This is a genomic window from Deltaproteobacteria bacterium (assembly GCA_016218975.1).
Lineage (GTDB): Bacteria > Desulfobacterota > Deferrimicrobia > Deferrimicrobiales > Deferrimicrobiaceae > JAENIX01.
Window position 1 is genome coordinate 1 of the sequence record JACRCO010000083.1, and the last position, 20,725, is coordinate 20,725.

At 61.3% G+C, this 20,725-nt stretch carries 19 protein-coding genes and 1 tRNA gene; 2 read left to right on the forward strand and 18 right to left on the reverse strand.

The genetic code is table 11. From position 1 onward, the window contains the following. The 12 genes from HY896_12380 to HY896_12435 form a co-directional block, all read right to left on the reverse strand. Window positions 1-297 (reverse strand): ACT domain-containing protein (locus tag HY896_12380; protein ID MBI5577144.1); only part of this gene is annotated, 297 nt, incomplete at its 3' end. A gap of 152 nt (window positions 298-449) precedes the next feature. Then, complete coding sequence (locus tag HY896_12385) at window positions 450-3,206, reverse strand: hypothetical protein (protein ID MBI5577145.1); 2,757 nt, start codon at window positions 3,204-3,206, stop codon at window positions 450-452. A 61-nt stretch (window positions 3,207-3,267) separates the two neighbouring features. Beyond that, entirely contained in the window at window positions 3,268-4,032 is a 765-nt protein-coding gene (locus HY896_12390; protein MBI5577146.1) for an RDD family protein, read from the reverse strand. Further along, the gene (locus HY896_12395) at window positions 4,029-5,039 is read right to left on the reverse strand and encodes a stage II sporulation protein M (GenBank protein MBI5577147.1); all 1,011 of its coding nucleotides are present in this window, start codon (window positions 5,037-5,039) and stop codon (window positions 4,029-4,031) included. Before HY896_12395 ends, HY896_12390 begins: the two co-directional genes overlap by 4 nt. Beyond that, entirely contained in the window at window positions 5,036-6,379 is a 1,344-nt protein-coding gene (locus HY896_12400; protein ID MBI5577148.1) for a DUF58 domain-containing protein, read from the reverse strand. The genes HY896_12395 and HY896_12400 overlap by 4 nt, the downstream gene beginning before the upstream one ends. Beyond that, window positions 6,376-7,317 carry a MoxR family ATPase gene (locus HY896_12405; protein MBI5577149.1) on the reverse strand — a complete coding sequence of 314 codons (942 nt, stop codon included), beginning with the start codon at window positions 7,315-7,317 and terminating at the stop codon, window positions 6,376-6,378. The genes HY896_12400 and HY896_12405 overlap by 4 nt, the downstream gene beginning before the upstream one ends. 13 nt (window positions 7,318-7,330) lie before the next feature. Continuing rightward, window positions 7,331-8,506 (reverse strand): hypothetical protein, encoded by a 1,176-nt coding sequence (locus HY896_12410; protein ID MBI5577150.1) that lies wholly within the window; start codon window positions 8,504-8,506, stop codon window positions 7,331-7,333. Continuing rightward, window positions 8,493-10,172 (reverse strand): DUF4129 domain-containing protein, encoded by a 1,680-nt coding sequence (locus HY896_12415; GenBank protein MBI5577151.1) that lies wholly within the window; start codon window positions 10,170-10,172, stop codon window positions 8,493-8,495. The genes HY896_12410 and HY896_12415 overlap by 14 nt, the downstream gene beginning before the upstream one ends. Before the next feature lie 351 nt (window positions 10,173-10,523). Further along, window positions 10,524-11,087 (reverse strand): hypothetical protein, encoded by a 564-nt coding sequence (locus tag HY896_12420; GenBank protein MBI5577152.1) that lies wholly within the window; start codon window positions 11,085-11,087, stop codon window positions 10,524-10,526. Continuing rightward, window positions 11,071-11,625 carry a hypothetical protein gene (locus HY896_12425; protein ID MBI5577153.1) on the reverse strand — a complete coding sequence of 185 codons (555 nt, stop codon included), beginning with the start codon at window positions 11,623-11,625 and terminating at the stop codon, window positions 11,071-11,073. The genes HY896_12420 and HY896_12425 overlap by 17 nt, the downstream gene beginning before the upstream one ends. A 70-nt stretch (window positions 11,626-11,695) precedes the next feature. Beyond that, complete coding sequence (locus tag HY896_12430) at window positions 11,696-12,466, reverse strand: RDD family protein (protein ID MBI5577154.1); 771 nt, start codon at window positions 12,464-12,466, stop codon at window positions 11,696-11,698. A 197-nt stretch (window positions 12,467-12,663) separates the two neighbouring features. Continuing rightward, window positions 12,664-12,756 (reverse strand) — tRNA-Ser (locus HY896_12435). Between the two features lie 171 nt (window positions 12,757-12,927). Between HY896_12435 and cls the strand changes: the two genes are divergently transcribed. Beyond that, window positions 12,928-14,370, forward strand: a complete 1,443-nt coding sequence (gene cls, locus HY896_12440; protein MBI5577155.1) for a cardiolipin synthase — start codon at window positions 12,928-12,930, stop codon at window positions 14,368-14,370. A 147-nt stretch (window positions 14,371-14,517) separates the two neighbouring features. Here cls and HY896_12445 read toward each other — a convergent pair whose 3' ends face one another. The 4 genes from HY896_12445 to HY896_12460 all read right to left on the reverse strand — a co-directional run bounded on the left by HY896_12445 (window position 14,518) and on the right by HY896_12460 (window position 16,845). Further along, window positions 14,518-14,949 carry a nucleoside deaminase gene (locus tag HY896_12445; GenBank protein MBI5577156.1) on the reverse strand — a complete coding sequence of 144 codons (432 nt, stop codon included), beginning with the start codon at window positions 14,947-14,949 and terminating at the stop codon, window positions 14,518-14,520. A gap of 16 nt (window positions 14,950-14,965) precedes the next feature. Next, on the reverse strand, window positions 14,966-15,421 hold the full coding sequence (locus HY896_12450; protein ID MBI5577157.1) for a DUF3106 domain-containing protein: 456 nt from the start codon (window positions 15,419-15,421) through the stop codon (window positions 14,966-14,968). 187 nt (window positions 15,422-15,608) lie between these two features. Further along, the gene (locus HY896_12455; protein MBI5577158.1) at window positions 15,609-16,220 is read right to left on the reverse strand and encodes a zf-HC2 domain-containing protein; all 612 of its coding nucleotides are present in this window, start codon (window positions 16,218-16,220) and stop codon (window positions 15,609-15,611) included. 49 nt (window positions 16,221-16,269) lie between these two features. Beyond that, entirely contained in the window at window positions 16,270-16,845 is a 576-nt protein-coding gene (locus HY896_12460) for an RNA polymerase sigma factor (GenBank protein MBI5577159.1), read from the reverse strand. A 45-nt stretch (window positions 16,846-16,890) separates the two neighbouring features. Here HY896_12460 and folE point away from each other — a divergent pair, with 45 nt between their 5' ends. Next, window positions 16,891-17,451, forward strand: coding sequence for a GTP cyclohydrolase I FolE (folE, locus tag HY896_12465; GenBank protein MBI5577160.1), 561 nt, complete (start codon window positions 16,891-16,893; stop codon window positions 17,449-17,451). 207 nt (window positions 17,452-17,658) lie between these two features. On the opposite strand, the gene HY896_12470 is transcribed toward folE, so the two are convergent. Together HY896_12470 and HY896_12475 are read right to left on the reverse strand one after the other, a co-directional pair. Then, entirely contained in the window at window positions 17,659-18,864 is a 1,206-nt protein-coding gene (locus HY896_12470) for an Ig-like domain-containing protein (protein ID MBI5577161.1), read from the reverse strand. A gap of 379 nt (window positions 18,865-19,243) precedes the next feature. Beyond that, window positions 19,244-20,701, reverse strand: coding sequence for a hypothetical protein (locus HY896_12475; GenBank protein ID MBI5577162.1), 1,458 nt, complete (start codon window positions 20,699-20,701; stop codon window positions 19,244-19,246). Between the last annotated feature and the right edge of the window lie 24 nt (window positions 20,702-20,725).

Consider the following 20,725-nt stretch of genomic DNA (forward strand, 5'->3'; position numbering starts at 1 on the left):
CTTCAGGAACGTACGGTCCGAGACGTTGACGATCCTGATCCCCTGCACCTGACGAACCGCCGTGATGATCTCCTGCGCATGATCGATCCCACGCGCCCGCACCGTGATGTCCCGCGTCACCGTGCCTTTCCCGTGACCGGAGAGGTCCACCGCGCCGATGTCGCCGCCGGCGATCCCGATCGCAGTCGTCACCTTTCCCAACATTCCCGGCTTGTTCTGGATCTCCACCCGCATCGTGATGCTGTAGCTCTCGCTGGGCGTTACCTTGATTGCACTGGGTTGCGCCGCCACCGACATGTCGTCCTCCCGCTTCGATGGCCCGCATTTCTCCCTTGCATTACGCTGCCGGGCATAATGCGGGCAAGTGATATGTATCCCGAGCATGATAGGAAACGGTAATGGGGAGGTCACCCCCCGAAAGGGGGGAAATGCATAACGCGGAAGATAAGTCAGGAAGGCTCTGCGATCAGGCCGAACTTGCGGGCCTTGGCTATTGCCTCTGTGCGGGTACCGACATCGAGCTTGCAGTAGAGCCCTTTCAGGTACCACTTCACCGTTTCCTCGGAAAGGAAAAGGCGACGGCCGATTTCGCGGTTGCGCAGCCCTTCGGAGACCAATTTCAGAATTTGCACTTCTCTCTGATGGAAAGGATCGTGGGATCGCCGATCCGCCGTCTCCCCCGCATCGGGTTCTCCTCGGCCCTCCAGCGCGGACAGGATGGCCGAAACGGCGCTCCGGAAAGTATCCCTGGTTTTAAACTGCCGGAGAAGGGGAGCGATCTCAGCTCCGGAATTCAGGAAGGGGCGGACGATCCCCTCACCCATGGCGAGGGACAATGCATTTTCCAGAGCCTCCAGGGCTTCTTTCATCCGCGAAAGTCCGCTCCATGCGGCCGCCTGCAAAATCAGGAATTCGATGAGGTTCCGTCCTCGGCCCGCCGATTCGGCGCTGCGCGCCGCCTTGCCGGCCAGATCGGCGGCTTCCTCATGCTGCCCCTGTGCCGAAAGGAGCCGTATCCGTTCCACCAGGAAATACTCGTACTTTTCCGGATAGACGGGGCGGTCGCCGATGCTTTCATCATCGAAGGCCGACTTCGCCGCGTCGAGAAATTCGGCCGCCTTGTCCCGATTCCCCGCCAGGACGGCCATTCGTGTTTCCAGCAGGTCCGCACGGAACGAAACCCTGCCGACGTGGTGTTTCCGGGCGACCTGCCGGGCACGGGCGATATCGGCGTCGGCCAGGTCGCGCCTTGCCAGCGCCAGTTGAACGCGCGCACGCTCCACGAGGGCCATACCCAGGAAACCGAACGCGTCGCCGGCTTCGAGGAACGCGATCGCATCGGACAACTCCGCCAGGGCCTCTTCCGGGCGGTTCCTGTCGTAGAGCACGAGCGCGAGTCCGTAGCGCAGGAAGGCGGCGCCGATGCTGCGAAGCCACAGACGCTCCCTCGATATCTCCAGGGACCTGCGGAAACTTTCTTCCGCGTCGTTCGACCGTCCCATCACGTAATTCACTATCCCGATGTTGAGCCGCGCGTTCAGGTTGACGAGGGAGCTGTTCGATCCGTCGGACACCACGAGGGCATCGCGGAAGTGCTGCAGGGCAAGGGAAAGGTACCCCTCCACGCGGCTCGCGAATCCCAACGTGATGTAGGCGTATCCGCGCAGCGCCGATTCCTTCCGCGGGAAGAGGGACACGATGCCGGAATGCAGCCCGGCGACATCCGGCTCGTCCGTCTGGATGATGCCGACGACGGCCCGAAGAACCTGCAGCTCGGCCTTGATCGGCCCCGCAGCCGCGGATCCTCGGCCCGAGGCCCTTTCCGGTTTTGCGGCGCCTTCCGCGGCGCAGGCGATCCGATGCCGTGCGGACTCGAACTCACCCATGTAGGCCAGCGCCCAGGCATGCAGCGTACACAGGATTGGAGAGCGGCGAACGGCCCTCTCCGGCAGCGCGTCGATCCACCGGCGCAATTCCTTGAAGTCTCCATGCCGGAAAAGCTCCCGCCCGGCCGTTTCGAGAAGCCGCGCGGCCCGCGGAAACCGGTTGCCTTCGATGGCGTACCGTACCGCTTCGGTGGAATATCCGTTCTTCTCGAACCACTCGCTGGCCCGGTCGTGCAGTTCCCCCATATCTTCCGGATGCTCGGTTTTAAGGCGGTTTTGCAGGAACTCCGCGAACAGGTGGTGGTACCGGAACCAGGTGCGGTGTTCGTCCAGTCCGAAGATGAAGAGATTGCTCCGTTCGAGAGTTTCTATCCATTGCCTGCCGTCCTGCCTGCCGGTGACCGCATCGCACAGGGAGGCAGTCATCCGTTCCAGTATCGACGTCTTCATCAGGAACTGGCGCAGGGATGCGGACTGCCGCCGGAACACGTCCTCCATGAGATAATCCGCGATGTTCCTCTGCTCGCCGGTGAAACCCGCGACGAACCCGGCGGGGTCCGTCGCTCCCGAGAACGCCATCGAGGCGAGCTGTAGTCCTGTGACCCACCCTTCCGTACGGTCGCAGAGAGTCCGGACCTGTTCCTCGGACAGCGGCAGGCGGCACACTTCCGTGAGATAGTTCCGCGCTTCGTCGATATTGAAACGAAGTTCCTCCCAACCCAGTTCCAGGACTTCTCCGCGGAGGCGGAACCGCTCTACGGAGAGTGGTGGATTCCTGCGGGTGCCGATGACGAACCGCACGTTTTCCGGAACATATCGGAGCAGGTAATCCACCATGGAATGGATCGCGCGGTCGCGGATCACGTGGTAATCGTCGAGAAAGACCACGACACCGGGATCCCCGCCTGCGAAGTCGTGTGCGATGCTTTCCGCGAGGTCTTCGAGCAGCGTGTCCGGGTTCACCGTGATGAGCCTGGCGGCCCTCCTTCCGAACTCCGGACGAACGGACTGGACCGCGGAGATGAGCTGGACCAGGAAACGGCGGGGTTCGTTGTCGAAGGAATCGAGGGAAAGCCACGCGGCCGTCCGGCGTTTATTCCGAAGCTCCTGGTACCACTCCGACAGCACCGTGGTCTTACCGGACCCGGCAGGCGCGGATACGAGCGCAAGCCGAAAAGAGCCGCTCACCGGACCGCCTGCGGAGAGGCGGGGGCGCGGCATGTGCCGCACGCCCATCGAAGGAGGGCGCAGTTTCGTCGCCAGGGTCCAGCTGCGGATGCCCTTGTCGATGCCGTTATTTATTTTGCCGGTTCCAGGCATGCGTGAATAATCATACAGCGAAACGCCCCGAACATCTTCCGGTCGGTAATGCGGGCGCCCGCTACGACGCGCGAAAAAGAATGTCCACCACGTTCCGGACATATTGTTCGTCGGTCATCGCGAAGGTCAGGTGTTCCGGGAATTCCACGAGAGCACGGAAATGGGATGCAAGCTCCCGGTACAGTTCGAGCCGCGCATCGGGATCCAGTTCCTCGCGGCGCAGGAGCGCGTTGAGCGCGACATAAGCCTCCCGCGGGGCGACCCGCTGCCTCAGCCGCGCGGCGAGATGCGGGGTTTCACGCAGGGAATTGAATTTTCCCGCGAGGATCTGCGCGAGGTCAGGTTCCGCCGCAGGCGGGTGGTAAACGACTATGGTCCTCCCGGCGATGTCTCCGAGCCTTTGGGAATTCCGGGTGGCCAGGCAGGCTATGCCCCCGACGAGATAGAAGCCAGGAAGCGCGTCGACGGAACGCAACAGGTTCCGCAAGACCACCTGGCTGAACCGGAGCTTGAATCCCCGGTCGTCCATCACGCGCAGCCGCAACAATCTCTTTCCGGCGGTTTGACCGCGCCAGAACCATTCCAGTACGATCCCGTAACCGATCGACACGGCGAAATACGACAACACGTAAACGGCATTTGCAAGGTCCGGGTCGAATACCGCGAGCACCCTGACGGCCTGGCCGAACGTCCCGGCCACCGCCAGGACGGCTGCCAGGTCGACGACCCATGCAAGGCAACGCATTACGGGTCCCGCAAGGATAAGGGAAAAGGAGATCCCTTCGGGTGTACGGACGATCAAGGTGTTGGTCTTTCCGCCGGTCAATCGATGCGCCCGCCCCGCCCGCCCTTCGAGCCTCCTCTGATCAGGAAGAGCGCCAGCGCCGCGATCTCCACAATCCCGAAACCGATTTTAAGCGAGTACGGAACGACCGGCTCATGGTACTGCGATATGAATGCTTCGACGAATCCTGCCCATACGAGAAGACCGGCAATCCCGATGACCAACGCCACGAGGTCGCCTGAGATGTTCCGCAGCCGCATCCCGGTGGAGAGCCTGTCTTCGCGTCCGATGAGCGCACCCGCCAGGAGAAGGCCCGCCTGCCCGGCGATAAGGATCGCCGGAATTTCGACGGCCCCGTGCGGCAGCAGCCAGCCGAACAGGAACTTCGTCTGGCCCGCAAGGGCGTAGTCCGCGCAAACGGCGCCGAGGACCGCCCCGTTGTAGAACAGCAGGATAACCGTGCCGATCCCCCAGGTCATCCCCAGCGCAAGGACGAAGAGGGAAACACGCGCGTTGTGAGTTATCAGGGTTGATGAAAAGGTCGCTTTCCTTCCCCCCAGGCGGTCTTTGGCCGCGTCCTCTTCTTCGGCGACGCGATCGGACGGAGACGTTTGAAGCGCCTCGAACGGGACAAGTATCCCTTTCGCCTCCGCATCGAAACGGACGGCAAGTCCTCCGAATGCGATTCCCGCCAGCATGATCGCGGCCGCGAGGCGAAAAGGACCGGCGTGGCGCCGGAATACGCGGGGGAACATGCTGAACAGCCTCTCCCGAAGGGCAAACCGCCATGTCCGATCCCGCGTCTCATGGATTTCCGCGTATGCGCGGCCGACGATCGACTCGAGATAGCGCCTGAGCTCCGGTTCGGAGGAAAACGTGGCGATCTTCGCGAGGTCGGCGGAGGTCCGCTCGTAAAGGTAGTGGAACCTTTTCACTCCGGCCATGTCGAGCCGCGCGCCGGGATCGCGCTCCAGCCTGTCCAGCAGGGAGGCGAGAGCCTCCCAGAACGGCCGCTCCTCGGCGATGAACCGGGACAGATCGATGATCACAACAGTTGCCTCTTCTTGATGCCCAGGTAGCCTGCGACAAGGCGGGCGCTCAGTTGGTCGCCGTCGGGCTGAACCATGCGAATTCCGCGCCGTTCGAGGACTCTTTCGAGCTCCCGAAGCGTGTGCCATCGCAAATGCCCGCCCAGCCGCCGGTACAGCTCGTCCTCCGAAGCCGGATCGGGACCGGTGAACAGCGGGCTTGCGCCCTGAGGCCGCAGTGAGACCACGAGCGACAGGTGGCGGCGGAACAATTCGGCGCTCCTTACGAAACCTTCCGCAAGGAGAGGATCGTCGAGGAACGTAAGGAAGACGAGGAGGGCGCGCCGGCGAAGGCGCAGTTGAAGGAACGCGGCGAGCTCGTCGTAATCGGGGCTGAGTATTCGGGGCGCCAGATCGTAAAGTATCTCGTGGCATGCCGCCGCATGGCGCGTTCCGCTTCCGGCACGCCGGAACCGGTGGACACGATCGCTGAAGGTCACGAGCCCGAAGTGATCGCCCTGCCGGGCCGCCGCCATCGAAAGCACCATCGTCGCCTTGGCGTAACGATCGAGCACGGTTTCATCGCCGCCTCTTCCGGACGCCGAGGGTCCGACGACGACGGGCCGCGCGCTCAGACGCGAGGTGTCGAGGACGACATACACTTCCTGGGTGCGTTCCACCCTGAACACCTTGGTTACAGGACGGCCGCGCTTGGCCGTGGCTTTCCAGTGGATATCCTCGAAGCCGTCGCCCGGGATGTATTCCCGGAGTTTCTCGAACTCTCGCCCCTTTCCCACCTGGTGCCGGACGTGGAGACCGGATCTTTCCCTGTCCATGAACATGCCGGCCACGATCTTTCGGTCCGAAAGCAAACCGGGATAGACGCGCAACTCGGTTCGAAGCTTCGACACGCCCCTTATAGCCCAAAAACCCAAGGGCGAAGCGCACTCCAGGTGGCACCCGGTCAGGCGGTATCGTCCCCTTCGCCGCGGCGTACACGCCCATGTCAGGCGCGAAGGGACGTTCCCGCCGGGGATGCGGGCAACAAGTTCGTCCCGAAGCATGCCGATCTCCGTAGGAAATGCCACTCCGAAACGCAGTTGCCGGTCCTTGTCCCCGCATTGCGACACCGCCATCTCCAGCTTCCCTTCACGGTCTTCCGAGAGGCGGACGACGTCCGGAAGCGCAACTGCGATCCCCTTCAGCCCGCCGCGGCCGAGGACGGCGTCCACGATCGGCAGGCACAACAGGAGCGCAGCGGCCGCAAACAGCATCCCCGAAGGAAACGCGGCCGCGACGGCCGCAACGGGGACCACGCACACTCCCACGAAACCGAGGAGGCGGGAACGCGGGACGATCATCGGGGGACGGCGACCTCCATGAGGATTTTTCCGACGACCTCGGGGACTCCGAGGCCTTCCACCTCGAGTTCCGGCCGAAGGATAAGGCGGTGCTCCAACACCGGCCCGGCAAGCGCCTTGATGTCGTCCGGGGTGACGAAATTGCGCCCGTCCATCGCCGCGTGCGCCCTGGATGCCAGAAGGAGCGCCTGTGTGGCGCGCGGACCGGCTCCCACCAGCACGTTCTCGTTGCGCCGGGTTTCCCGGACAAGATCGACGATGTAGCCGACCAGTTCTTCCCGGATGACGATCGCCTCGAGGCATTCCCGCAGGCAGGCGATGTCCCCTGCGGAAATGACGGGACGGACGGCGCCGGAGGCGAGTGTCGCCTCGGGCGAATCTTTCCCCAGCGTGCGGCGCGCCAGGGTCATTTCCTCTTCCCGCTCGGGGCAGTTCATCGTGATCTTGAACATGAACCGGTCCTTCTGCGCTTCCGGAAGCGGGTATGTCCCTTCGTACTCGATTGGATTCTGGGTGGCGAAAACCGTGAAGTCGGCCGACAGATCGTATGTTTCGCGGTCGATGGTCACGGCGCGTTCCTGCATCGCCTGGAGCAGGGCTGACTGTGTCTTTGCGGGGGCGCGGTTTATCTCGTCCGCCAGCAGGAACGTGGTGAAGATCGGCCCCTTCGCGAGCAGGAACTCGTTCCTCTGCATGTTGAAGACATTGGTGCCGACTATGTCGGCGGGCATCAGGTCCGGTGTGAACTGCACACGGGAGAACTCGCCGCTCAGGATGCGGGCAAGGGTGCGGACGAGCAGGGTCTTGGCGACGCCCGGAACTCCCTCGACGAGGGCGTGCTGCCCCGTGAAGACGACGATCAACGCCTTCTCCACCGCGTCCCGTTGGCCGATGATGACCTTCTCCATTTCCCGGCGCGCGCGCGCCAGGACCTCCATCAGGCGTTCCTGTTCAACGTTCACGATGTTCTCCTCTCAGAATGCGGGTAATGGCGCGGTAACCTTCCAGCAGATCGCGTTTCGTCCGCCGGTGTCCCTTGCGCGAAAGGACAAGGTCGCGAGCGCGATCCACCCTGTCTCCCGGCGTCCTGCGAGCGTGGCTGAAGGACCGGGTCCATTCGTCCAAACACGTTTCAAGCAGGATCTCCGGCGGGATGTTGCGCCTCAGGAGATCCGAAAAAGCCGAGCGCGAATCCTTTCCGGCTTCCGTGACCCCGGATTCCGTCCCGGAGGCGTCCCGGCCCGGTGGAAGGAAGGGTGCGGAATTTTTCCAGACGAACAAGGCCGCAAGGAGGACGAGTCCCGCAAGGAGGCCGTGGAGCCGGTACCTGCGTGCAAGGTTGGAGGCGGAAGGATGCTCCGCGACACCGAGATGAGTTTCGTCGAAGACGATCCTTCGGCACGTGCCGGCAAGCCATGCCAGGAGCACGGGTCGCCTGTGGCTGCGCAATGCCTCGTTGCTCATGAAATAGGTATCGGAGGACAGGACGATCGTCCCTTCGTCCCACGGCCTCTCGATCAGGACCGGCTTCCCCTGCCGCTCGCAGACGACCCTCCAGGCGGGACTGAGGTTGTCGAAGAAAAGAGGCGACCGCCAGGGGATCTCCACGGAATCGCCGGAGGAACCTGCGTACGGAGGCGTAATCCTTGCCGTCGATTCATTCCTGCCTCCGTCGATCGGGGCTACGGCGAACCTGAACCCCCACCGTTTCGTGACGTCGACAAAATGCGGGCCGCCCCGGCTCTCTATCGCCGGCGACATCGCACTTTCCGGAACAAGGGAGATGACTAGTCGGCCTTTTGATGCGACCTTCTCCATTCCCCTCGCCTCCTCTTCCCGCACCCGCATAAGATCCGCGGCTCGTGTTCCCAGGTGGAACAACGCCGTAGCTTCGCCCGGGTCCATCCGTGCCAGCGGCTTGAAGTTCCGGTCCACCGTAACGCCGGAAAGACGCCCGAGGCTCTCATGGAACGCCTTGACCCCCAGGGGATCGGACCTGAGCGACGAGTACCACGGAAAGACGTCGCCCGCCGAAAATCGCAGCAGGAACAGGTGTCCCACCCCGGCGACGAAAACGGCCAGGAATGCGACTGACACGATCAACGGAAGGCGGCTATTCATCCGCATGCGCAATGATCCTGTCGAGGTTCTTCCGGAAGGAACCAAGCACCTCCCCGTCCACGGCGTGCGTTCCGTACCAAGTCCTTTCGAAAACGGCCACGGTTTCGGTGAACGCTTCGACAAGTTCCGCCCTGTCATGCGCCCTTCGACGAAGCTCCCGCTCGTACTCGCGGTTCGATTTGAACCTTGCGACGGAGATGGCGCCGGACCGGGCGAGGTGCGAAAGACCGGCAAGGAAAAGGGCGCGCAGGGCGAGCCGAAGCTCTCCTTTTATGCCGAGTTCGGAGGCAAGGTCCAGCCATTCCGAGGTCGGAAGGCGGGTGGGGGAAAGATCCTCGCAGGCAAGGTCGGGGGCTGCCCCGGCGGCAGCCATGCCATCGACGGACGAATCGGCACGGCGCGATTTCCGCCATCGTGCGATACCGACGGCGAGCAGGCAGGCGACGAGCGCCAGCAGCGCGTAAAGGAGCAGTTGAGGCACCACGAGACGGTCAGGTCCTCCGCCGCGCTTCGCTTCGGGCGCATCCCGGTCGGGAAACGTCTCCCGCCACCAACGGGCGAAATTTCTCACCCATTTCGCGATCGTCCGCAATGCGTAATCGAGAGATTCTCCGACCGAGGTGACGAGGGACGCCAGGAACCCTTTCTCCTCCGGCGACTCCTTCTTGGGGGACACATCCCGTCGAGTCCGCCATGTGTATTCCCGTTTGCGGATGACCTCGCCGACTGCGCGGTCGAGTTCCTCGGGCGACAGAGCCGCGCCATTCCCGACGATGGATCCCGTTATGGGCCGGCCGGCTGGAGTATCTTCGGAATACGCGGATGATGGAGCCGCTGCGGCCAGGGCAATAAGTATCGCGGCGGTTGTCGCGCCCCCCCTGAGGAATGACTTAAGTTCCGCCTTAAGGTCCGCCCCGGATCGTACTGAATCCCCATGGAAGCATCGAAGCACGTACGCCGCCTTCAGGACGGGATCGACGCACAGCCAGGCGATCCCCGCGGAAACGGCCAGGAAGGTGGTGTTCGTCGCAAACCAGGGTCCGGAGAGTAAAGGCATCTCGAAGCCCATGAGCGACCGGACAAGGTGCGGGAGGGCAGCGAGGGCGATCGCGACGTTCAGGAAAACGAACAGGCCGAAAAGGAACAGCAGGGACAGCAGCAGGTGATTCTGCCCCGGCCACAGGCGCGCCTGCCGCCAGGCCCTTTCCGCGACCGCCTTCGGTCCGTCCCCGTCTGCTCCCAGGATAGACAAGTTCTCGAAAAAAGCGTATGTCCAGCCGAACGGGACGGTAATCAACGCCGCGACAGGGAGAGCGAACAATCCCACAGGTTGCGCGAGCCCCTGGATCGCAAGTAAATTCATGACGCGACGGACGGTCCACCTGGGGGGCTGCTCTCCCGTCAGCCGCAAAAGCAGGCCGCGGGCGAAGGCAGCATGCCACCATTTCATCCATATATATAGGAAAGCCATTCCGAAAGCGGCTCCCCCGCAAGCCGAGGAAGCCGTCGGACTCCTGCTCATGTCCGCCCAGAAGTACAGGAAGCCGAGGACGAACGGCAGGCTTCCGATAAAATACGTCGCGACGAGGGACGGCGTGGACAACCTGAGCAGATTCGCCGCCTCCTCGGCCAAGGCGATCGCACCTACACCTTTACGCGTTCGTTCCCTCACGGCCGGGGAACTTTCGGATATCATCCTTTCCAGACTGTCCCCTCGTGGATCGCGGCAGGTAAAAGCAAAAGCACGCGGCCGACCATATAGAAGAATGCCCACGCGAGGAGAAATCCTCCTGCAGCCCATGCGGCCCGCGCAAATCCTGCAAGGGTCCTCGAATCGCCTGCACGGGATTCGCCCCCTCGCGCGATGCATGCCGCACAAGAGAGCCGTCCTTCGTGTTCGGCGATGCATTCGCGGCAGTAGTACCGTTCGCACGAAACGCAACGCCCGACGGCTTCCCGGGCAGGATGATGGAAGCAGCGCCGAAGGGCGACACCTGCGGTTGGATTCAGGTCGACCACGGCGTCAAGCGCCCGGCAAACCCGGGTGTTCGTTTATCGACCCGGGGGACGGAGTCTTCGGAATGACGATCCCTGTCCGCTGTATAGCGTTGACCGAAGCTTCGATGGTTTCCCGGGATAACCTTCCTTGCGCTCCTTCGATTGCGGAACGCAGGAGATCGGCGGTTTTTCGCGCGGGCTTCAAACGACGCAACGGCAGGAGTTCAACGGTCTGGACCGCCGTTCGGAGGAACACCGAACAGGAAGGACCGAGAACAAGGTTGACGATGAGCATCAGCAGGGAGAAAGCGGCAAGGACGCCCCAGAAAATCCGGTCCCATCCTGCGGACCACGCTCCGAACGCCGACATCATCGATCCCGTTATCGCGAACGCGATAAACCACGCTTTCCACCGGTCCGTCCGCGCGATCACTACCGCCTGAATGTCCCGGAAATAAAAACGCTTGTATGTTTCGGAGAAACGGTACCGGGAGACAAGAAGCAGGTGGTCCTGCGCCATCCAGAGGCTCTGGACGTCTCCGACCGGCAGAGTGTGCCGCCCCGGGGTCCGGTTATACACCGGCGCCAAGGAAAGCCTGCCGCGACAGATGAGGAGCGAGGAACTGCGAGTATGAGATCCAGGCCCACGCTGAAATCTGAACCGCCGCGAACAGAATCGCGGCCACGTAGCGCCACCTTGTCCTCGGAAGAACGCTCGAAGGCGCATTCCAACGGCTGACCGCGATGACCAGGGCCGCCGGAGCCGTCAGGGGTGTGACGAAAAAGAACAGGAGCGGGTAGACGGCAAGGGCCAGGGCGATTTCGTCGTAAAGGACTCGACGGGGAAGTTCTACCGGTTCGTCCTTCTCCCCGCCCGCTTCGAGGCACACGGGGCACAGATGACTGTTTCCGAGGTCCATGTGGCACAAATCGCAGACGAACCTTCCGCACCGGGCGCATATGGAAACAGCGCGGTTCCGCGGATGGAAAAAGCAGCTCGTTTCGCCGTCGACGGTCACGGGATCGCCCGGCCTGCCCTGGCCGGCATCACGGATAAGCGCCGGATAGACGTCCGCCCGAACGACGACTTTGCACGATGGGCAGGCGGACAGCCGGCCGGACCCCATAATCGACGCCGGGAGTGGAACTCTGCAGTTCGGGCAAATGACTGGATCTGGATTCATCCGGTCCGTCGCATCACTTCCGAACGACCCGCGTATCGCAGATCCGGTCGTGAAGCGCGCGCTTCTGATCGTCGAATGCCGCCATCAGATAACCGATCCCCAGGATGATTCCGCTGATCCACTCCGCAAAATGACGACCGAGAGCCCTTTTGTAGCTTACCGTACCGCCGTCCGAGGTCACAACCTTGATCCCAAGGGCCATCTTTCCCGGAGTCGCCGCGAATTTTCCGATGAACCAGGTTCCATACCAGACCGCGAAGGCGATGTTTATCAGCAAAATCACAGCCTGGCCCGCCATGAACACGCCAAAACGCTTCGTATCCTGCGTGCCGGGATTGAATGCGCCGTAAACGGCTCCCGTGAGATAGTTGGCGATTCCGATCAGCACGGAGTCGATAAGCTTTGCGCCGACACGGGGCCAGAAGCCGGCATAATTCATGGTTCCTGCAACACTAACCCCCTCCTTGATCCTTTGAAGGAATACGGGCTTGCATGACCAGCATATAAGGTTTTCCTTGTATCTGATCAGAGCGTCCGGCGCGTATGCTTTCCCGCAGATCGTGCAGAATCGTTCCGAGGCGGCGGCTTCCGGCGGATGATCGGCAACGGCGACGCCCCCCGTTTCGGCAGCATTCTTTACCGCGCCGAATGCCTTCCAATTTTCCATTCCTTCGTGCCATACCATGGTCTCGGGTAGAATCTTTCCATTCCGGAGTTCTCGTTCGAACGCTTCCTCTGAAACCGGCCCGATACGCTGACCGTTTTCTATGTAGTACCAGTCCACGGCCGCCTCCCCGGCATCGGTAATATGGAAATTCGCCTTGTCCGCATCTTATCCCTACCTTTCGGCTTTTCCGCATAAAACTTCAACGGGATATGGCGAACCTTATCGGCACCGGCCGGTTCGGACGTCAATACGGTAATATTCGACGGCGTTTTAATGCCTTCGAATTACATCATGCATTATTGGATTAAAAAAATTGGCGGAGGGGGTGGGATTCGAACCCACGTGGCGGCTCGCACCGCCAAGTCGATTTCGAGTCGACCCCGTTACGGCCACTTCGGTACCCCTCCGCGCGCAGGGAAGGTATTATATCGGAAACGCTTCACCTCAAAAACAGGGACGTTCTTAAAAACTCATTTTCTTATAAATTGAGGATACTCTCCGGATAGAAAACTCGGCATCTACGCAGGGACAAGCATACCGAAGAGTTTTTAAGAACGTCCCTGTTTTTGAGGTGAACCATGCACGACGGCTGGCGGATCGCCGCGCTGGTCCTATCCACGGCAGGGTACATTCTCGCCTTCATCCTTATTCCGCGGATCATCCTCGAGCGGCGCCAACCCGCCGCCACGGTCGCGTGGGTTCTTTCCATCGCGCTGCTGCCCGTGGTGGGCGTCCCGCTCTATTTCCTGGTCGGAGGATTCCGCATCCGCCGCCACATCCGCGCAAAGATCGGCGCTGTCGGCTCCGTCGAAAGCTCCGTCGAAAACCGTGTGCGGCCGACGGAGCTTCCTTCGCCCATCTCGGCAACCTGCGGGCAGGTGCTTTCGGCCGCCGGCGCACCTCCGCCGGTCATCGGGAACCGCGTCATCGTCATCGAGGGAGGCGTGGCCGCGTTCGGCGCCGCCCTCGGCCTGATAGAGGAAGCGCACGACCATATCCATGCGCAGTTCTTCATCCTCGACGTAGACATCATCGGGAAACGGTTCATCCATGCTCTTGCCTCGCGTGCAAGAGCGGGAATCCGCGTCAGGCTTCTCCTGGACGCGGTCGGTTCCTGGCGTGCGCTCCGCCAGATCGTCCAGCCGCTGCGGAAAGCGGGCGGTGAAGTCGCGGAGTTCCTGCCTGCCCTTCCACTTCACCGGAAGTGGTCTGCCCACCTGAGGAACCATCGCAAGCTCCTGATCGCCGACGGGCAAAAGGCATTCACGGGAGGGATGAACATCGGGAACCGATACATGTCGCCCAGGAACGAACCCCGGCTGTGGCGGGACAGTGCGGTGCTGGTCCAGGGAACGGGCGTGCGGGACCTTCAGGCGCTTTTCCTGGACGACTGGGCTTTCGCAACGGAGGAGGCGGGACCGGACGGAAATTTCTTCCCGCCCCTGACCCTTCCCCCGGGAGTCAAGCCGCGGGACGGGATGCTGCAGGTCGTCGCTTCGGGGCCCGACCGCTCGATGCGTCCCATCTACCAGGGAGTGTTCACGGCGTTCACGCTGGCCCGGCGGAGGATCTGGATCGCCACGCCCTACTTCGTTCCGGACGACGCCATCAGCACATGCCTCGAAAACGCCGCGCTTCGAGGAGTGGACGTGCGCCTTCTGGTGCCGGAGAAATCGGACCTGAAGACGGTCTGGATGGCAGGGCGTTCCTATTTCGACGAACTGATGCAGGCAGGGGTGAAAATCCACCTCTATCTCCCGACGAACCTCCATTCCAAGGTGCTCATCATCGACGACGACGTGGGAGTCGTGGGCTCCTCGAACGTGGATATCCGAAGCTTCTTCCTGAACTTCGAATTGGGGGTTTTCCTCTATGGCGGAAAAGAGATAGAAGCGCTTGCGGCCGGATTCGAGGGGGACCTTGCGCAATCGGCCGAGCTGGATCCGGAGGCCTTCGGCCGCCGGTCGAAGTTCGTGCGCCTCCTGGAGGACACATCCAGGATCTTCTCCCCTTTGTTCTGACAACCTTAAAAACAGGGACGTTCCAGGACTTAAAAACAGGGACGTTCCTGAGTTTTTTTTTAATTCGATGGAGAAAATGGCGTAAATTCCCCTCTTTGCTCGAAGGAAAAAACTCAGGAACGTCCCTGTTTTTAATTCACTCTTTTTTTAACGTCTTGAGCGAAAAAATCCGGTCAGAAGGGCGGAACACTCGTCCGCGAGGACGCCCGAGATAACCGAAGGGCGGTGGTTTAAACGGGGATCCGAAGCGAGCCGGTAGAGGGTGCGAACCGCTCCCGCCTTCGGGTCGTCGGCGCCATAGACGATTTCGCCGACCCGTGCGTGGATGGCTGCCCCCGCGCACATGGGGCACGGCTCGATCGTCACGACGAGCCGGCATCCTGCGAGGCGGTAGTTCCCCACTTTTTTCGCCGCGCTCCGCAGGGCCAGCACTTCGGCGTGCGCCGTCGGGTCGCAGGACGATACGGGGCGGTTGTGCGCGCGGGACAATATCTTCCCTTCGGGGGAAACTACCACGGCGCCCACGGGGACCTCGCCGGCCGCGCCGCCTTTCCTTGCTTCGAGCAGCGCGGCCCGCATCCATGTTTCCCGGGGATCAGTCACGAGGAATTCCGGCGGGAGGTCCGGTGGGGCGGCCTTCGCGCGGACCGCGGTGAGGCGGGGCGGACGGCGCGGCAGGCGCCGAAAACAGAAACTTTCTGATTACCCTTTGATCTTCCGGGGGAAGATTCCTGTAAAACGGCCAGTTCATCATCTGATGGTCGCGTTCCGCAGGGGGCATACCTCGCCACCCGGCAATCCTTTCCTTGAGCGCTCTCTTGCGGTCCGGCGGAAGCTCTCTCATTCTCCTGAAAAATTTCCGAATGACTGCCTTCTCCTCGGGCGGTGCTTCGCGAAATATTTCCCTCCGCTGCCGGAGGAAGGCGCGCTCTTCCTCGGGAAGCTCACGCCATTTTCGCCTGCGTTCCAGTATGCGCTCCTTCCGCTCCGGCGGAAGCTCCTTCCAGCGATGGTATCGCTCCCTGACCCGTTCCTTTTCCTCCGGCGTCATTTTGCGCCACCGCTCGAGTTTTTCAGGAGTGATCCTGTCTTCCGGCGCCGGCCGGACCGTATCTTGCCGGGGAGGACCGGGTTCCCGCGATTGTGCGGATGACGTCCAGGGAATAACAAAACAAAGAGAAAACACTGCAAGCGACGCGAACTGGAGAGTCCTTCGCATGGGATATGCCTCCATCGGCTTATCCCTTTCTCATGTTCGACGGCTCGAAGATTTCGATCGCGTCAACGTCCCCCTGGTCTTCGATCGCGGCGGGATCTTCGAAAATTTCGAGGTGCGCGACGATCTCCCGTTCCTCTGCCGATAGGCCCACTGGCGTCACAGCGGTTTCCTGGACTTTCAAGGGAGCGGCGTGGGACTGCTGCGGAGATTCCTGCGATTTGACTCCTGTGGACGGCGCTTGTTGCGCCGGAACATTTTGTGCCACGCGTGGAGCCTCTACCGGGGAAACTCCCGGATCCTGCCTTTTATCCGGCGCGATGAACAGGAATGCGGCGAAAGCGACGGCGACCGCGAGCGGAATCGCGGCCCATCTGAATGAAAAGACGAAGAGGCTGCGCCTGCGTGGAAGAAGTTTCTCCGCCTCAAGCCGGGCGAACAGCTTTTCCCGAAAGTCCGGGGAGACGGCCGTTTCCATCTTTTCCATGCCGGTCCCCATAGCACGCATCCGCCGCTCGAGTGCCCTGCAGGCATGGCACCCGGCCAGATGCTCCTCAACCCGCCGTGCATCCTCCCCGGGGATCTCCCCATCGATATATCCGCTGATTTTTTCTTTCCAATCGAGGCACTTCATGGGTGCGTCTCCCCCTATTTCGATTAAACCCTTGTCGGATCAAATGGTTTCAAGGAAGCAGTTCCCCCAGCGATTCCATCAGCATTTCCCTGGCACGGAAAATACGGCTTTTCACCGCCTGCACCGTAATTCCAAGCACGGATGCAACTTCTTCGTATGACAGACCGTCTCCGCGGTTCAATACGAAGGCAGACCGATATGTTTCGGGAAGTTGCCCGAGAGCGACGGCGAACCGCTCCTGGATCTCAACGGTCCACGCGATCTCCTCCGGGTTCAAAGCGGAGGGACCGGGAAGCTGCGGTGCGGGGGGACCATTAGAAGACTCCTCGCCAGGATCAATGGATATCTTCTCTCCATCCTCTTTTTCGTCCCGTATGAAGTTGAGCGTAGTCCGGCGTGCGATCGTGTACATCCACGTGGTGAAACGGGCCGTCGGCTGCCAGGTGGATGCCGCCCGGGCGATCCTGAGGAACGTCTCCTGGGCTGCCTCCTCTGCCTTCGCGCGGTCTCCCGTCATCCGAAATGCGAACTGGATCACTTTCCGGTGGTGACGTGCGAACAGCATTTCGAAGGCGTCCCGGCTCCCATTCCGGTAGAGCTCCATCAGCTCTTCGTCGGTCCGCATTGCCCGCTTATCCTCAACCTGCAATTGCTATATGATGACTCCATTATGCAGGATCTTATTCGAAACTTGCTGATCAAGATCGGCGAAGATCCCGATCGTGAAGGGCTGAGGCAGACCCCCGAAAGGTTCAGGAAGTCGATCGGGACCCTTACTTCAGGCTATGCGCAGGATCCCCGGGATGTCCTCCAGCGCGCAATCTTTCACGAACAGTATGACGAGATGGTGACGGTGAAGGACATCGACATCTTTTCCCTCTGCGAGCACCACCTGCTCCCCTTCTTCGGCAAGTGCCACGTGGCCTACATGCCGAAGAAGAACATCGTTGGGCTGTCGAAGATCGCGCGGGTGGTAGAGCTGTACGCGCGCCGGCTCCAGGTCCAGGAGCGCCTCACCCAGGAAATCGCTACGGCGATCATGGACACTCTCCAACCGCACGGCGTGGCTGTCGTCATCGAGGCGTTCCATCTCTGCATGATGATGCGGGGCGTGGAAAAACAGAACTCCAAGGCGGTTACATCCGCCATGCTTGGGGTTTTCCGTACGCGGGAGTCGACGCGGATGGAGTTCCTGGAACTGATCAAGCCGACGCTGAATATTCTTCGATAACAAAAACCAGGACGGTCCCGGGAGACAAAAACAGGGACGTTCTTAAAAACTCGATACCACTTTTCTTTTTTCGATCTTCCGAGTTTTTAAGAACGTCCCTGTTTTTGTCTCCCGGGACCGTCCTTAAAAAGCGCGGGCAGTGAGGCTCTCGCCTCACTGCCCGCTTGTTCGTTGCGCTTTAGTTGCCTTATCGACGGGCTGAGCCGATTACTTCTCCCGCCGGGCCATTCTTCTCCTGGCAGCCATCCCCAGGGCGGCCAGAATCAGCAGGCCGAAGGATCCCGCCATTTCGTGCAGGCTTCCGCCGGTCCCGGACCTTCCGGCGACCGCACAACCGCCGCCGCCCGCAGCATCCCCGCCCGTACCCGTCGGATCGGGAAACACCGATTCCGACGCAGCGACCGTGTTGAAGTTCGTGCTGTATTCAACCGGCAGCGCGTTTCCGGCGAGGTCCTTGATGCCGGTGGTAAGCGTCACCGTGTAGGCCGCATTGTCGAAGAGAGGCGCCGCCGGCGTGAAGGTCGCCGTTGCGCCGTTGGCGGAAACTGTTCCGGTGACTTGGTTCGCTCCGACTCTCAGAACAAAGGTGTCCGGCGTCATCGTCGCCGGGTTGATCGCCTCGCTGAATGTGGCCGTTATCGTTGCGCTCAGCTCCACCCCCGCCTGGTTGTCCGCCGGATCAGTGGCGCTTACGCCTGGGGGCGTCATATCCGGCGCCGCCCCTGTGGTAAAGGACCAGCTGCTGGTCGCAGCCAGCGTGTTCCCCGCCAGGTCCTTCACGCCGGTAGTGATCGTGGCGGTATAGGTCGTGCCGAAGGCAAGCGAGCCGGACGGCCGGAAGGTCGCCGTGTTGCCGCCCAATGAAACCGTCCCCGCCACGGCTGCAGTTCCCCCCCGCAACGTGAAAGTCGTCGTCGTGACGGTGGCAGGATCGACCGCTTCGCTGAACGTCGCGGTGACGGCGGCGTTTGTCGCCACGTTAGCCTGGTTGCCCGCCGGGCTGGTGGAACTCACCGTGGGAGGCGTCGTGTCACCGGGAGGCGGCGTGCCGCCTGCAGGCTTGTCGGCAGGATCGCCGGGAAAGGTCAAAGCTGCGATTTCGGTCTTGTTCGAGAACCCGTCTGCGTCTGAATCCAGAGCCTCGACCGCGGTGATTCTTGCGGTGATATCCGCTCCGGAGACTGTTCGAACTGCCTGTCCGAAGGGATTGAAAGTGGAAGTGCCGCCGGACCCGTGGCATAAGTTGCAGGTATTCAATTTCGAGCTCGCCGCGGCCGGGTACTTCGCCATGAAGGAAGTGAGATAAGCGCTTTTCGCAAATGCGGCATTACTTTGGAAAATCAATATGATAAAGATTGATAGGAAGACGCCCGGGACGATAGCGGAAAGCCCTTTTCCTGCCTTGCTGGCCATAGTGCTACCTCCTGTTGAAAATATTTGGTGCGAGTACCCTGCAATTCCCGTCATCCGCGGATAGGAAATCTAATCGATATTTCCGTATCCTTGGGTTTGCGGTTTGAAGAGAAAAATACGCAGGGATGCGTATTAATAGCAGTAATAATGCCAAACCAATAGACTTGTTAACCAATTGATATTAAAGAATATGTCGGGAGAGATCGCCCGAGTAAAATACGTTTATGAATTTTGTATTTCATTATTGAAATATTGTCCGGCTTGAGTCTTCGAGGGCATCGAACATGGAAGATTGAATGAAAATGCGCCGGCAGGAAGGCGTTAACCCTCCTGCCGGCGCGGTTGTAAAGTTGCTATTGCCGAGGACCGGCTGCGCCGTTTACTTCTCCCGCCGGGCCATTCTTCTCCTGACAGCCATCCCCAGGACGACGAGGAACAGCAAGCCGTAGGATCCTGCCGCCTCCCGGATGCTCCAGGCGGATCCTGATCTTCCGGCGATCGCGCAGCCTCCGCCGGAGGAACCGCTTCCCGAGATGTCGATGAAACCGCTCGCGGTCTCTTCCGGCACGGCAACACCGACCGGATCCACAATCACCCCGTTGGCCAGTCCGTCGCCATCATCCTTTCCACCGTCGACCAGTGTCAAGGTCAATGTGTTCCCCTCGACGACGGTGTCCAGTCCCTCTTTTTTCTCCTTGAAACCGTTCGAATCGATCCTGAAAATCTTTGCACCCTTGGGAATGCCGCTGGGGAAGGTAAGCTTCGCGGTTACCGTGCCACCCGGCGTGACGCCTTCCACATTGTATGCGATCAGGCCATCGTGGAACAGGAACCTTGCCGGCTTGCCGCCCTGGTTCAGGCGGGAGTTGTCGTCCGATATGGCGATCGCCGACTTGATCACCGCTCCCGCAGAGTCCTTCACTTCGATATGGATCTTGCCATTTCCCTTCGAACCCCACCGGGACGCCTTCTTGCCGTCATGAGGATCGTCGTCCTCGCCGTCCGGCGACCCGTCATCGTCCGAGTCTGGACCGTCGTTGAACGTTTTGAACTGCCAGTTCACCGTTGCGGACAGCGGGCTTCCGTTCCCGGATGCAATCGACGCAAGATACGTCTTGTCCTCGCCGAGGCTGCAATTCGGCGTGAACGTTCCCGTTGTACCGGGCGAATCGTAAGTGAATACTCCCTGCACGATTCCATCGTTGACACAAACAGCCGGCGACATCGGCCAAGAGGCGCCCACGCTCGAGTCTTTCGAATCTCCCGATGACTTCAGGGTAAAGGTGTTGCTGTTGAAGATGGTCCTGATGTCGGAAGAATCACCTGCCGTTGCCGTTATCACCGTGTTCCTCGGAACGTCCACGGACTTGTCCTCCGGGAATACCGTCACCGATCCGGTCGTTGCAGGCACATCCGTAATGGTGACAGACTTCGAGGCCGTCTTCGTCACGCCCCCGGAGGTGTAGCTCGCCGCGATCACCGCCGTCGTGTTCGCCGTAACGCTCCCGCCGGTCAGAACACCGGTCGAGGAGCCGATCGTCGCCGGACCGGAGGTCACGCTCCAGGTCGCCCCCGTCGCGGCGGACGTGCTCCCGTCGCTCCAGTTCGCCGTCGCAGCGTAAGTCCCGGTGCCCCCCTCGTTCACCGATGACGGACCGCTTATCGTGATGCTGCTTAAAGTCGCCGCCACGTTGGCGATCGTCACCGACGCCGAGGCCGTCTTCGTCACGCCCCCGGAGGTGTAGCTCGCCGCGATCACCGCCGTCGTGTTCGCCGTCACGCTCCCGCCGGTCAGAACACCGGTCGAGGAGCCGATCGTCGCCGGACCGGAGGTCACGCTCCAGGTCGCCCCCGTCGCGGC

Coding starts and splice junctions, on each gene's coding strand:
- HY896_12385 (MBI5577145.1), bottom strand. CDS start 3,206: ATGCCTGGAACCGGCAAAATAAATAACGGCATCGACAAGGGCATCCGC.
- HY896_12400 (MBI5577148.1), bottom strand. CDS start 6,379: ATGATCGTCCCGCGTTCCCGCCTCCTCGGTTTCGTGGGAGTGTGCGTG.
- HY896_12405 (MBI5577149.1), bottom strand. CDS start 7,317: ATGGAGGTCCTGGCGCGCGCGCGCCGGGAAATGGAGAAGGTCATCATC.
- HY896_12410 (MBI5577150.1), bottom strand. CDS start 8,506: ATGCGGATGAATAGCCGCCTTCCGTTGATCGTGTCAGTCGCATTCCTG.
- HY896_12425 (MBI5577153.1), bottom strand. CDS start 11,625: ATGGGGTCCGGCCGGCTGTCCGCCTGCCCATCGTGCAAAGTCGTCGTT.
- cls (MBI5577155.1), top strand. CDS start 12,928: ATGCACGACGGCTGGCGGATCGCCGCGCTGGTCCTATCCACGGCAGGG.
- HY896_12445 (MBI5577156.1), bottom strand. CDS start 14,949: ATGCGGGCCGCGCTGCTCGAAGCAAGGAAAGGCGGCGCGGCCGGCGAG.
- HY896_12450 (MBI5577157.1), bottom strand. CDS start 15,421: ATGACGCCGGAGGAAAAGGAACGGGTCAGGGAGCGATACCATCGCTGG.
- HY896_12455 (MBI5577158.1), bottom strand. CDS start 16,220: ATGAAGTGCCTCGATTGGAAAGAAAAAATCAGCGGATATATCGATGGG.
- HY896_12460 (MBI5577159.1), bottom strand. CDS start 16,845: ATGCGGACCGACGAAGAGCTGATGGAGCTCTACCGGAATGGGAGCCGG.
- folE (MBI5577160.1), top strand. CDS start 16,891: ATGCAGGATCTTATTCGAAACTTGCTGATCAAGATCGGCGAAGATCCC.
- HY896_12470 (MBI5577161.1), bottom strand. CDS start 18,864: ATGGCCAGCAAGGCAGGAAAAGGGCTTTCCGCTATCGTCCCGGGCGTC.